The sequence below is a fragment of the Pseudomonas sp. FA-1 genome (genome assembly GCF_056856075.1).
Genome location: NZ_JBWXTH010000003.1, coordinates 378,142 through 391,681 on the forward strand (window position 1 = coordinate 378,142; position 13,540 = coordinate 391,681).

Consider the following 13,540-nt stretch of genomic DNA (forward strand, 5'->3'; position numbering starts at 1 on the left):
GTGCTCAAGATTGTTGTATCAACAGGTTGACCGGAAACTCTGCCAGCACGGTGCTCAAACTCAGCTCCTTTGAAGGGCTGACAGCGGTGCTGGAAAAAAGTCCCGAGCAAGTGGCAGGTGACAAGGCGAACGGCAAGATCACCCGGGTGTCGTCCCAGTTCTGCGCCGGGATCAGCGGGAGGGAGGCGTTGCCCAGTAGCGTGCAGGTCAGGCGCGGCACCACTACGACGGCCTGGGCGTCTTCGCCCAGGCGGGCGAAGGCCAGGACCTTGTCGGCATGCCGGCCCTGCACGGCCAGTGGTAGGTAGGCGCCACGCTGGAACAGGTCGGAGTGGGCCTGGCGGCAGTCCAGCACCCGCGCGATTAGTGCCTGCTTGATGCGCCCGTCGCGCCAGTGCATCAGCAACTCGGCCAAGGACAGGCTGTCGCCCAGACTGGCCCGTCGCGCGGCGTAGTCCACTGGGCGGCGGTTGTCCGGGTCGACCAGGCTCAGGTCCCAGAACTCGTTGCCCTGGTACAGGTCCGGCACGCCCGGGGTGGTCATGCGCAGCAGGCACTGGGCCAGGCCATTGAGCGCACCTGGGCAGGCGATGCGTTGTGCGGCCTCGTGCAGGGCGTGGCGCAGTTGCTGGTTTTCAGGTGCCAGCAACAGGCCGTCGACATAGGCTGCACAGGCCTGTTCGTAGGCGTCGTTCGGCGCGCTCCAGCTGCTGCGCAGCTTGGCTTCGCGCAGGGCCTTCTGCTGCCACTGGCGCAGGCGTTCGGCGTATTGCTGCAGGGCTGTGGTGTCATGCAGGTCCAGGCCCAGGGGCCAGCTGCCTAGCAGGGTCTGGAACAGCAGCAGCTCGTCCGCCGGGCTCGGCGCCGGGCCATCGCCCAGGGCCTGGCGCAGCGGTGTGGCCAGCTCGCGCCAATGCTCGACCCGGCTGGCCAGCCAGGGCCCGAGTTCGCTGAGCACCGCCAGCCGCGCGCGACAGTCCTCGCCGCGCTTGTGGTCATGGGTGGCGGTGGCCAGCAGGTTGTCCGGGAAGTCCCGCAGGCGCCGTTGTGCCTCGTTGTGGAAGGCCTGCGGTGGTGCGCTGAAACGCTCGGCCTCGAAGCCCACGTCGTTGCGCGACAACAGCCGGCCGGAGCGGTAGAAGGCGGTGTCCTCCACGGCCTTGGCGGCGCTGGGCGCGGTCAGTTGCTGGAAGCGTACGCAGGCATGGCGCAGGTGCTTGCGTGGACGACCCGGCGGCAGCTGGCGCCAGGGTTGGCCGCCGAGCCAGCGCTCGAGGTGCTCGAGCAGCGGCCAGTCCGCCTCGGCCAGGCTTTGCCGGGCACCGGCCAGGGCCTGCTGGAAGAAGGCCTCGTCTTCGCTGGGGCGGCCGCAGGCATTGATGTAGGTCCGGTACACCGGGTAGTGCTCGACCAAGGCCTGCAAGGCCCGGCGGATGGCGCCCAGGGTCAGGTCGCGGGTCATCAGGTCGTCGCGCGCCACCTGCAGCAGGGCCTGGGCCACCGACTCGCAGTCGCCGGCCAGGCTGGCGTTGAGCACCAGGTGCCGGGCCTGGCGGACTTCCTCGGCAAAGTCAGGACGTTCGCTCACCGTGCTCCACAGCTCGGTCAGGGGCGCTTCACCGGCCGGGTCGTGCTGCAGCAGCGAGACCTGGTTCATGAATTCGTAGCCGGTGGTGCCGTCGGTGCGCCAGTCGCGGTGCAGGTGTTCGCCGGCGCCGAGGATCTTCTCCACGTAGATCGGGAAGTGCTCGACGTCCGCTTGCAAGGGCCGGCGTGCCAGCAGGCTGTCGACCCGGCGGCGCAGCTTGCGGCAATACTGGCGCGGGTCGGCCAGGCCGTCGATATGGTCGATGCGCAGGCCATCCACCAGGCCGCGCTCGATCAGCTCGAACAGCTTGGCGTGGGTGGCTTCGAACACCACCGCCCGTTCCACCCGCAGGCCGCCGAGCTCGTTGATGTCGAAGAAGCGCCGCCAGTTGATGTCGTCGGCAGCAGTGCGCCAACTGGCCAGGCGGTAGGTCTGGCGCTCCAATAGCAGGTGCAGGCGCTTGAAGCCCGCCTCGGTGCGGCTGTCGAAGGCGGCCAGGGCGCCGTCCAGGCTATCGCCCTGGCGTACCCGCCGCGCCAGTTCCGCCTGCAGGGGCAGGGCGTCGGCCAACGGGTCGGCGGCTTCGTGCAGGGCCGTGAAATGCTGCGCCAGGGCTTGCACCTGCGGGTGCTCGCTGTGGGCCAGGATGCGCCCGTAGTCCAGCGGGCAGATGGGGAAACGGTGCTCATAGTGCGCCACCTGCAACAGGCCCTGCTCGGGCTCGAAGGTCAGGGGCAGTTCGCCGTTCTGCAGGGCCACGCCATAGTCGCTGCCCAAAAATGGCAGCAGCAGTTGGCCGGCCAGCAACGGGTCGCTGGAGTGCCACTGGATATCGAAGAATTCGGCATAGGGGCTGCGTCGGCCCCAGGCAAGCAGGCTCTGCCACCAGGGGTTGTCGGCACCGCCCACGGCCATATGGTTGGATACCGTGTCCAGAATCAAGCCCATGCCGTGCTGGCGCAGGGCGGCGACTAGGCGCTCAAGCGCTGCCTCGCCGCCAAGCTCGGGGTTGACCTGGGTCGGGTCGACCACATCGTAGCCATGGCGTGAGCCGGCCCGGGCCTTGAGAATCGGCGAGGCGTACACATGGCTGATGCCCAGTTGGGCAAAGTAGGGCACCAGCGGCACGGCATCATCGAGGGTGAAGTCACTGTGCAGTTGCAGACGTACCGTGGCGGTCAACGGCTTCATCGGTCACGCTCCCAGGCTTGTTCGCGGGCCTGGGCCAGCAGCTCCAGGCGACGTGCGGCGTCTTCGTCGTCCAGCAGCTCGCGCACCGGGCGGGCGAAGCGGCGGCGCCAGTTGGGGTGGCCGTCGGTGGTGCCGGGCAGGTTGGGTTGCTCGTCGCAACCGAGCAGGTCCTCCAGCGGCACCAGCACCAGCGGGGCACGGGTATGGCCGACGTAGCGGATGGCGGCGTCGATCAGGGCATCGTCGTCAGCCAGTGCACCATAGTTCTGTTCCAGTGTACGGCGCAGGCCATCGCGCTCCAGCTGGCGTGTGTGCCGCCAGCGTAGTTCGGCGGCAGCATCGACCAGCTGCAAGCGGTGGCTCCAGTCGATGTCGCGGGCCTGCAGCCAGCCGGCCAGCGGCGCCAAATCATGGGTACCGGTGGTGGCCAGGGCATTGTCCGGCCAATCGAGGATGGGCTTGAAGTGCCCGGGCGGCTCCTGCTCGAACGGCAGTACGCGCATACCCAACACCGCCTTGGCAGCCAGGGTCTCGCGCAGGCCTTCCGGTACCGTGCCCAGGTCTTCGCCGAGGATCACCGCCTGGTGGCGTACCGATTCCAGGGCCAGCAGGCGCAGCAGGTCGTTCAGCGGGTAGTTCAGGTAGGCCCCTTCGCTGGGCCGGGAGCCGCGAGGGATCAACCACAACCGGCGCAGCCCCATGACATGGTCGATGCGCAGGCCGCCGGCGTGGGCCAGGTTGGCCCGCAACATCTCGATGAAGGCGCGGTAGCCGTTGCGCTTGAGGCCCTCCGGGGAGAATGCGCAGATGCCCCAGTCCTGGCCCAGGCGGTTGAGGATATCCGGGGGGGCGCCGACCTTGAGGTCGGCCAGCAATTCATCCTGGCGGCTCCAGGCCTGGCTGCCGGCGCCGTCGGCTCCCACGGCCAGGTCGGCGATCAGGCCCACGGCCATGCCGTTGCCGCGGGCGGCTTCCTGGGCACGCTGCAGGCCGCGCTCGGTGAGCCACTGGCAGAAGGCATGGAAATTCACCTGCTCGCGGTGGCTGTCGGCGAACGCCTCCACTTCGGGGTGGTAGGGGTCATGCCAGGCAGCTGGCCAGTTGCGCCAGTCGGCGCCCAGGCCGCGTGCGGCCGCCTCGGCCTGCAGTACCTGGAAACGGCAATGGTGCGCCAGGGCCTGGCCGCCGGCTTCGCGGAAGCTGTCGAAATCGCTATGCAGCGGGTGGTTGCCCTGGCTGAAGTCCCGGTACAGGGCTTGCAGCAGGCGGTGTCGGGCATCGGCCGCGCGGGGCCAATCCACCAAGGGCTGGCTTTGCAGCTCGTCCAGGGTCTGTTGCAGGTCGCAGGCCTCGATGGCCATGCGCACCTCGCGCTCTCCGAGCAGGGCTGCCGGGCTGGCATAGAGTTCGTTGAGCAGCAGGCGGCTGGAAGGGGAGTAGGGGCTGTAGTGACGCTGGTCCACTGCCGAGAGGGCGTGTATCGGGCTGATGGCCAGGGCGTCGGCGCCCCGTTCGGCGGCCGCGCGTGCCAGCTGCTCCAAGGCCATGCAGTCGCCATAGCCGCCGTCACCCGGGCGGCGCAGGCTGTACAGCTGCACCGATAGGCCCCAACAACGTGGTGGCGGCTGGTCGACGGCGTCTTCCAGGGCATGGCAGCGCGGTGGTGCCACGGCGAGGGTGAAGCGGTGCTCGCCTTGGCTGAGTTGGTGATAACCGATGGGGAGCTCGCCCGGCAGGCGGGCCTGGCTGTCCAGGGAGAGGGATCGCGTGCTCCCGTCTTCCAAGGTGCAGTTCAATGTGCTGCCTGGGTCGAAATAGCGTGCCAAGTCCAGGGGCTGGCCGAGGTCGGCGGTGAGCAGCGGTGGCAAGTGGTCGCGGTCTTCGGCCTGATCCAGGGCCAGCAGGCTGGCGGCGATGTCGGCTTCGTCGTCGGCCGGGTGGCCAAGGCCGGCGAGCACCTTGCGCAGCACGTCGTCGCTGACCTGTTGCGGGCGGGCGTTGGCGTCGATCCAGTCGCGGGCCAGGCCCACCCGGGCGGCTAGTCGATGCAGGGGTATGTCGCTCATGGCGTCTCCTGGCCGGGGGGCAGCAGGCTGGCCACGCAACTGTGCGCGGGCAGGGTGGTGTCGTGGTGCGCGGTGTCGCTGCTGTCGAACAGCCAATGCTGGACGGGCGGCAGGGCCACCGGTTGCGCCTGGGCGGCGAGGTTGAGGTCGATGCGCAGCTCGCTGCCATCGCCCAGCCGCCAGCGCGCGGTCAGGGCGTACTCGCCCAGCACCTCGGCACCCAGGGCGCGGCTGCCGGGCAGGTGCGGGACGATATGCCGATGGCGCAGGGCCAGCAGGCGCTGGTACAGCCCGTGCCAGCCGGCCAGCACGTCCTGTGCGGTGGGCCGCGAGGCGTCGAAGGTGGCCTTGGCGTTGGGGTCGGGAATGCGTGCGCGTGCTTGCGGGTCGGCGAAGGCGGCGAAGTGGGCGAACTCGGCACGGCGGCCTTCGCGTACGGCGTCGGCCAGTTCGTCGTGGTGGTCGGTGAAGAACAGGAACGGTTGCCGACTGCCTTCTTCGTCGCCCATGAACAGCAGCGGAATCATCGGCGCCAGCAGCAACAGGCCAGTGGCCGCGCGCAGGGCCTGGGGTGGGCACAAGCGGGTGAGGCGCTCGCCCAGGGCGCGGTTGCCGACCTGGTCGTGGTTCTGCAGGAACAGCACGAAAGCGCTGGGCGCCAGGTGGGTGCTGGGCTCGCCCCGGGGCGTACCATGACGGTTGGCCTGGCCCTGGAACACGAAGCCTTCGCTCAAGGCACGGGCGAGCTGTTCGATGGGGCGGTCTTTGTAGTCGGCGTAGTAACCTTCGGTTTCGCCGGTCAGCAGGACGTGCAGGGCGTTGTGGCCGTCATCGTTCCACTGGGCGTCAAAGCCGTGCGTCAGGAGCGAGGCTTGGTTGTGCTCATTCTCGAGGACCAGCCAGGTATGGCGGGTGTCGGCCCCTGTCGCTGCCCGGACACGCGCCGCCAGCTCAACCAGGAAATCGGGCTGGTCGATGGCATGCACCGCATCCAGCCGCAGGCCGTCGAAGCGGTAGTCGCACAGCCACATCAATGCATTCTGGATGAAGTATTCGCGCACTTGGGGCCTGCGGAAATCGATGGCCGCGCCCCAGGGCGTGTAGCGGTCCTCGCGGAAGAATCCGCTGGCATATTCATGCAGGTAGTTGCCGTCGGGCCCGAAGTGGTTGTAGACCACATCGAGGATCACCATCAGGCCAAGGCCGTGGGCCTGGTCGATCAACGCGCACAGTTCGGCCGGGCTGCCATAGGTGTGCTGCGGGGCGAACGGCAGCACGCCGTCATAACCCCAGTTGCGTTCGCCCGGGAACTGCCCCACAGGCATCAGCTCGATGGCCGTGATGCCCAGTTCGGCCAGGCGCGGCAGTTGTCGGGCGACGCCGGCGTAGCCGCCGAGCAGGCCGACATGCAGCTCCTGGATCACCGCCTCGTGCCAGGGGCGCCCCTGCCAAGGGTGTTGCCAGGGGTAGCTGGCCACGTCCACCACCTGGCTGGGCCCATGGACCCCTTCGGGTTGGTAGCGCGACGCCGGGTCGGCTACTTCCAGTCGGTCGTCGATTCGATAGCGATAGCGGCTGCCTGCCTGGCAGGGGGCCAGGCCGGTGAACCAGCCATCCCCCTCCGGCAGCAGCTCGATCGCCGGTTGTCGTTCCAGCTGCAAGCTCACGCTGCGCGCATCCGGCGCCCAGAGGGCGAAGCGCGCCGACGTGGCGTCCAGCAAGTGTGCGCCATGCCTGTGCATCTTCGGTGCCCCCGCTCAGTAGTGGCCGACGTGGGCCTGGCAGACCAGCTCCTCGTACAGCCGGGCGTAGGGTTCCACCGCCTGGCACCAGTTGAACGGCTGGGTCATGGCCAGGCAGCGCATGGCGTTGAGCAGGTCCTTCTTGGCATATACATAGAAGGCCCGGGCCAGCGCCTCGCGGTAGCTGTCCACCGTGGACTCGTCGAACAAGAAGCCCGTGACGCCATTCTCGATGGTGTCCGCCAGGCCGCCGGTGTTGCGCGCCACCGGCAGCGAGCCGAAGCGCTGCGCATACATCTGGCTCAGGCCGCACGGCTCGTAGCGCGACGGCATGAGCAGGAAGTCGCTGCCAGCGAACATGCGCCGGGCGTCGGTTTCGTTGAAACCGATGCGTACGCCCACACGGCCCGGGTAGCGCAGGGCCAGCTCGCGCATGGCTTGTTCTTCTTCCGGTTCGCCACGGCCGATGATCGCGATCTGGCCTCCTTGGCTGACGATGTAGTCGGCCACGCCCAAGGTCAGGTCCAGGCCTTTCTGGTAGACCAGGCGCGAGACCACGGCGAACAACGGCCCTTCGGATGCCTCAAGTTGGAACAGCTCGCGCACTTGTTGTGCATTGCGCGCCTTGCCGTCCCAGTCGTTGAGGCTGAAGTTGTGCTCCAGATGCTTGTCGGTGGCCGAGTCCCAGCTCTCGTCGATACCGTTGGGGATGCCGCCTAGCAGGCCTTGCTGGGCCTTGCTGGCCAGGAAACCGTCCAGCCCGCAGCCGAATGCCGGGGTGGTGATCTCACGGGCGTAGGTGGCACTCACCGTGGTGATATGGCTGGAGTAGGCCAGGCCCGCCTTGAGGAACGACAGCTTGCCGTAGAACTCCATGCCTTCCTGTTGCAAGGCATGGTCGGGAATGGCCAGTTCCGGGCAGCAGCCGCGGCTGAACACGCCCTGGTAGGCCAGGTTGTGAATGGTGAACAGGGTCGGGGTGTTCAGGCCGCGCCAGTGCATGTAGGCCGGTGCCAGGCCTGCTGGCCAATCGTGGGCGTGCACCAGGTCGGGGCGCCAGTGGATCATGCCTTCGCCGGCGGCGATTTCCGCGGCGGCCAGGCCCAGGCGGGCGAAGCGGATGTGGTTGTCGGGCCAGTCACGGCCATTGTTGGCGCCATAGGGCGTGCCGTCGCGCTGGTACAGCTCGGGGCAGAGCAATACATAGATGACCAGGCCATCGGGCAGGTCCATGCGCCCGATCTTGCACGGCGGCAGGGCCGCATGGCCGCCGAGTTCGCCGACGATATGGATGGGGTTGTCGCTTTCCACCACCTGGCGGTAGCCAGGGATCAGTACGCGCACGTCATGCAGGTGGGAGAGGGCCCGTGGTAGGGCCGAAGACACATCGCCAAGCCCACCGGTCTTGACCAGGTCGGCGATTTCTGAGGTTACGAACAGGATCTTGCGTTTGTGCAGGTTATGACGCCGCTGGGTACCAGGTGCCTTGGCTGTCGTGGCGAAGTCCGGCAGAAGCGGTTCGCGGTTGTCCGGGTTGAATGTGTCTACGTGAGGCTCGACAGCGGCACTGATCATACTTCTCTCCGTCCCTTGTGTCGGGTGGCTGGGCACCCTTTGCGTTATGTCGTGTTGGTTCTCTCTGGTTCGTACGTCTTCGTAGTGCGTTCCTTGCCCCGGAGCCGTGCGCGCAAGCACACCGTGCAATCGGCATTCCAGCCGAAGGCAGTTGGACTGTTTGGGGTGGGTGGGCCGAGGCTGGGGTCGTCCCGTTGCTCTGGCCTACTTAATTCCTGACCTGCCGCTTTATTGGAAAGTTTCGATTTTTTTCCATCCGGTTACCCAGACGGTTTGGCAGGCGGAATCCCGAGTGTAGGAGAGGTTGCGTTACAAATGTGACCCGCTGGTCACTTCAGTGACGACCGTAGGTCTGCGCAAACGTTGGCGGGTTGTTACCGGATATGAATAGATGAGGTGTTGCCTGGGGGTTCGAGCGCCGCCCGCGCGGCGCTGGATATCACCAACGCCGAAGCTGTTACGGTGGAAGAGTCGTACTAGAAGTGGGAGCCCGAAAAGCCCCCACGCCAAGGGAGGGGATGACTCAGAGGCTGATGGCTTTGTCTTCGCAGCGCGCCTGCTCAAGCAGCAGGTTCAACTGGGCGACCTGCTGGCGCAGTTGGTCGCGTTCATCTTTCAGGCGGCGCAGTTCGTCACGGCGCACGGTGACATAGAGGGTCTGGGTTGGAGTAGCAGGCATCAATGTACCCATGTAAACACCTCGCAATTCTGGACGTTTTTTTGGGGAGCGGGGCGAGCCCGCGAATGTGCCGGTACTGGCAACACACCGTTCTGGGTTGAACACGACTCCCTATCGACGAGTGTTCCTTACAAGGGTAGACGCTCGTGCGGCGGGCATTCTGAATTCTTTTCCTGGCCTTGGGAACTTTTTTGTTTATCGTTGTCGCCCCGTTCGTCGGTGAACCCTCGAGCGGAGTGCTGGACTAATCTGAACACCTGAACCGCGTTGTCATCCATTTACCAAGGGGAGCTTCGGCACATGCAACTGGGAATCGTCGGGCTGGGCCGCATGGGCGGCAATATCGCGAGAAGGCTGATGCTCGCAGGGCACCGGACCGTGGTGCATGACCGTAACCGCGATGCGGTCGTGGCATTGGAGGGCGAGGGCGCCCAAGGGGCCCACGACCTGGGTGCCCTGGTACAAAAGCTCAAGGCCCCGCGTGCCGTATGGGTGATGCTGCCGGCCGGCGAGCCCACCGAGCAGACCATCGCCCAGCTGGCCGAACTGCTGGAGCCGGGCGATGCGATCATCGATGGCGGCAACACCTTCTACAAGGACGACATGCGCCGCGCCAGCGAACTGGCCAAGCGCGGCCTGCACTACCTCGACGTCGGCACCTCCGGTGGCGTGTGGGGCCTGGAGCGTGGCTACTGCATGATGATCGGCGGCGAGAAAGCCGTATTCGAGCGCCTGGAGCCGCTGTTCAAGGCCCTGGCCCCTGGCGTGGGCGACATCCCTCGGACCCAGGGCCGTGAAGGCGAGCATGGCCGCGCCGAGCATGGCTATATTCACGCAGGCCCCGCTGGCGCCGGGCACTACGTGAAGATGGTGCACAACGGCATCGAATACGGCCTGATGCAGGCCTACGCCGAAGGCTTCGACCTGCTGCGCAGCAAAGGCGGCCCGGAACTGCCCGAAGACCAGCGTTTCGACCTCGACGTGGCCGAGATCGCCGAAGTGTGGCGCCGTGGCAGCGTGGTCACCTCCTGGCTGCTCGACCTCACCGCCGATGCTCTGGTGGCCGACCCGCAGCTGGCGCGCTTCAGTGGCTCGGTGTCCGACAGCGGGGAAGGCCGCTGGACCATCGACGCCGCCGTCGAACAGGCCGTGCCGGTGCCAGTGCTGTCCAGCGCGCTGTTCGCCCGCTTCCGTTCCCGCCAGCAGCAAGGGACCTACGGCGACAAGATCCTCTCGGCCATGCGCCTGGGCTTTGGCGGCCACGTCGAGAAAGGCAAATGAAGCCACAGAAGATTCCCGCCGCGCCGCCGTGCACCTTGTTCCTGTTCGGCGCCAACGGCGACCTGGTCAAGCGTCTGCTGATGCCGGCGCTGTACAACCTCAGCCGCGATGGCTTGCTGGACCGCAACCTGCGCATCGTTGGCGTTGACCACAACCCGGCCACCGCGCAGGCGTTCGCCGACCGCCTGCATGATTTCATGGCCGAGCGTGACAAAGGCGAAGGCGCCAATAAATGCCTGGATGACAGGCGCTGGGCACGCCTTGCCAAGCGCCTGGATTACCAGACCGGCGATTTCCTCGACCCCGCCACTTATGCAGCCATCGCCCGGCGCATCGACAAGACCGCCCACGGCAATGCCATCTTCTACCTGGCCACTTCGCCGCGCTTCTTCCCCGAAGTGGCGCAGCGCCTGGGCGATGCCGGCCTGCTGGACGAGTCCGGCGGCGGCTTTCGCCGGGTGGTGGTGGAAAAGCCCTTCGGCACCGACCTGGCCAGTGCCGAAGCCCTGAACGCCTGCCTGCTGGGTGTGATGACCGAGCGGCAGATCTACCGGATCGACCATTACCTGGGCAAGGAGACGGTGCAGAACATCCTGGTCAGCCGCTTCTCCAACGGCCTGTTCGAGTCGTTCTGGAACAACCACTACATCGACCATATCCAGATCACCGCCGCCGAAACCGTCGGCGTCGAGACCCGCGGTGCCTTCTACGACAACACCGGCGCCCTGCGCGACATGGTGCCCAACCACCTGTTCCAGTTGCTCGCGATGGTCGCCATGGAGCCCCCGGCCGCATTCGCCGCCGATGCCGTGCGCAGCGAGAAGGCCAAGGTGATCGGTGCCATCCGCCCCTGGTCGCAGAAGATGGCCCTGAAGAACTCCGTGCGCGGCCAGTACGTGGCCGGCAAGCAAGGCCGCAAGCGCCTGGCGGGTTACCGGCAGGAGCCAAACGTGGCCCCCGACAGCCGCACCGAAACCTATGTGGCCTTGAAGGTGATGATCGACAACTGGCGCTGGGCCGGCGTGCCGTTCTACCTGCGCACCGGCAAGCGCATGAGCGTGCGCGACACCGAAATCGCCATCTGCTTCAAGCCAGCGCCCTATGCCCAGTTCCGCGAGTCGGAGCTGGAGCGGCCCAAGCCCAACTACCTGAAGATCCAGATCCAGCCCAACGAGGGCATGTGGTTCGACCTGCAGGCCAAGCGCCCCGGCCCTGAGCTGGTGATGGAGAATGTCGAGCTGGGCTTCGCCTACAAGGACTTCTTCCAGATGACCCCGGCGACCGGGTACGAGACGCTGATCTACGACTGCCTCACGGGCGACCAGACCCTGTTCCAGCGAGCCGACAACATCGAGAACGGTTGGCGCGCGGTGCAGCCGTTCCTGGATGCCTGGGCCAGCGGCGGCGAGGTCCATGAATACGCCGCCGGCGAAGACGGCCCTGAAGCGGGCAACGAGCTGCTTACGCGTGACAAGCGGGAGTGGCATACCTTGGGTTGATGCGTTGCTCTTACCGGCCCGATCGCGGGACAAGCCCGGGGCGCCGGGCCTGTAGGAGCGGGCTTGTCCCGCGATCGGGGCGCATGGCGCCCCCGAATGCGCAGTCCAACAAAGGAGTCCCCATGCCAGCCCCGATCGAAGACTACGCCCTGTTGGGCAACTGCCGCAGCGCCGCCCTGGTCAGCCGCGACGGCTCACTGGACTGGCTGTGCCTGCCACGTTTCGATGCCCCGGCAGTCTTCGCCGCGCTGCTGGGCAACGAGGAGAACGGTCGCTGGCGCCTGGCCCCCTGCGACTTGGTGGAAACCACCCACCGGCGCTACCTCGACGACACCCTGATCCTGGAAACCACCTACACCACCGCCAGCGGTCGTGCCCGGGTCCTGGATTTCATGCCGCTGGGCGAGCACAGCGCCGTGGTCCGCATCGTCGAAGGCCTTGCCGGCGAAACCAGCTTCGAGATGGACCTGGTGCTGCGTTTCGACTACGGCCGCAGCGTGCCCTGGGTGGAAAGGATCGACCCCCTGACCCTGAGTGCCGTCGCCGGCCCAGACCGCCTCATCCTGCGCAGCACCGAACCCGTCCATTCCCACGACCACCACAGCGTTTGCCGCTTCCGCGTCCATGCCGGCCAACGCCAGGTGTTCAGCCTGCGCCATCAGCTTTCGCACCTGCCCCCGCAGCCCGACTTCGATGTCGACCAAGCCTTGGAAAACAGCCATACCCAATGGCAGGCCTTCGCCGCCCGCTGCCCCGACGTCGGCCCCTGGACGCCCCTGGTCCGCCGCTCCCTGCTGACCCTCAAGGCCCTGACCTACGCCCCTACCGGCGGCATGGTCGCCGCTGCTACCACTTCCTTGCCTGAGCGCATCGGCGGCGAGCGCAACTGGGACTACCGCTACTGCTGGCTACGCGACGCCACCATGACCCTGCTGGCGCTGATGAACCTCGGCTATTTCGACGAAGCCCAGGCCTGGCGCGAATGGCTGCTACGCTCGGTGGCCGGCAACCCGGAACAGATGCAGATCATGTACGGCCTGGCCGGTGAGCGCGACCTGCCGGAATTCACCCTGCCGTGGCTCAGTGGCTACGAACAGTCCCGGCCCGTTCGCATCGGCAACGCCGCAGCCCAACAGCTGCAATTGGATATCTACGGCGAGCTTGCCGACGCCATGACCCAGGCCATTCGTGGCGGCCTGCCCCGGCACCCGCGCAGCTCCGCCATCGCCCGCCTGATCCTGCCGTACCTGGAGCGCATCTGGCGCGAGCCTGACGAGGGTCTCTGGGAAGTGCGTGGCGGGCGGCAGCACTTCGTGCATTCCAAGGTCATGGCCTGGGTGGCCTTCGACCGCGCCGCGAGCCTTGCCGAAACCACCGAGGAGGACCGCGAGCGCGGGCGGCACTACCGGCAAGTAGCCGATGAGATTCACCGCGAAGTCTGCCAGCAAGGGCTCGACGCCAAACGCCAGTGCTTCGTGCAGGCCTACGGCTCGGCGGAGGTGGACGCCAGCTTGCTGCAGATCGCCTTGACCGGTTTCCTGCCGGCGGAGGATCCCCGGTTCCTGTGCACGCTGGCGGAAATCGAAAAACGCCTGCTGCGCAACGGCTTGCTGCTGCGCTACGACAGCGACCGCTGCAGTGACGGTCTGACACCGGGGGAGGGAACGTTCCTGGTGTGCTCGTTCTGGCTGGCGGATGTGTACGTGTTGCTCGGCCGCCAGGAAGAGGCGCGGGCGCTGTATGAGCGGTTGGCGGCGCTGTGCAACGACGTCGGCTTGCTGGCGGAGCAGTACGACCCGGTGGGCAAGCGCATGCTTGGCAATTTCCCTCAGGCGTTCAGCCATATCGGCATCATCAATACCGCGCTGAACCTGCACCGGGCGCAGTGTCCGGTGCGGGATCGGGCAAATTGGCGTTGA

General features: G+C 66.8%; 8 protein-coding genes. 3 read left to right on the forward strand and 5 right to left on the reverse strand.

All coding sequences use genetic code 11. The features are described 5' to 3' along the window. Nucleotides 1–4 precede the first annotated feature (4 nt). The 5 genes from AC1MHZ_RS08620 to AC1MHZ_RS08640 form a co-directional block, all read right to left on the reverse strand. Nucleotides 5–2,779 (reverse strand): malto-oligosyltrehalose synthase, encoded by a 2,775-nt coding sequence (locus AC1MHZ_RS08620; protein WP_482966258.1) that lies wholly within the window; start codon nucleotides 2,777–2,779, stop codon nucleotides 5–7. Beyond that, complete coding sequence (gene malQ, locus AC1MHZ_RS08625) at nucleotides 2,776–4,845, reverse strand: 4-alpha-glucanotransferase (RefSeq protein ID WP_324816849.1); 2,070 nt, start codon at nucleotides 4,843–4,845, stop codon at nucleotides 2,776–2,778. The genes AC1MHZ_RS08620 and malQ overlap by 4 nt, the downstream gene beginning before the upstream one ends. Further along, nucleotides 4,842–6,587, reverse strand: coding sequence for a malto-oligosyltrehalose trehalohydrolase (treZ, locus tag AC1MHZ_RS08630; protein ID WP_482966259.1), 1,746 nt, complete (start codon nucleotides 6,585–6,587; stop codon nucleotides 4,842–4,844). The genes malQ and treZ overlap by 4 nt, the downstream gene beginning before the upstream one ends. 15 nt (nucleotides 6,588–6,602) lie before the next feature. Then, nucleotides 6,603–8,162 (reverse strand): glycogen synthase GlgA, encoded by a 1,560-nt coding sequence (gene glgA, locus AC1MHZ_RS08635; RefSeq protein ID WP_084855777.1) that lies wholly within the window; start codon nucleotides 8,160–8,162, stop codon nucleotides 6,603–6,605. Nucleotides 8,163–8,685: 523 nt separating this feature from the next. After that, the gene (locus AC1MHZ_RS08640; protein WP_172402987.1) at nucleotides 8,686–8,853 is read right to left on the reverse strand and encodes a DUF6026 family protein; all 168 of its coding nucleotides are present in this window, start codon (nucleotides 8,851–8,853) and stop codon (nucleotides 8,686–8,688) included. A gap of 264 nt (nucleotides 8,854–9,117) precedes the next feature. On the opposite strand from AC1MHZ_RS08640, the gene gnd reads away from it, so the two are divergent. The 3 genes from gnd (at nucleotide 9,118) to AC1MHZ_RS08655 (ending at nucleotide 13,540) form a co-directional block, all read left to right on the forward strand. Continuing rightward, nucleotides 9,118–10,122, forward strand: coding sequence for a phosphogluconate dehydrogenase (NAD(+)-dependent, decarboxylating) (gene gnd, locus AC1MHZ_RS08645; RefSeq protein WP_368830258.1), 1,005 nt, complete (start codon nucleotides 9,118–9,120; stop codon nucleotides 10,120–10,122). Beyond that, a complete protein-coding gene (zwf, locus tag AC1MHZ_RS08650) occupies nucleotides 10,119–11,621 on the forward strand; it encodes a glucose-6-phosphate dehydrogenase (protein WP_416768016.1) in 1,503 nt (500 codons plus the stop codon). The genes gnd and zwf overlap by 4 nt, the downstream gene beginning before the upstream one ends. 122 nt (nucleotides 11,622–11,743) lie before the next feature. Beyond that, nucleotides 11,744–13,540, forward strand: coding sequence for a glycoside hydrolase family 15 protein (locus AC1MHZ_RS08655; protein WP_482966260.1), 1,797 nt, complete (start codon nucleotides 11,744–11,746; stop codon nucleotides 13,538–13,540).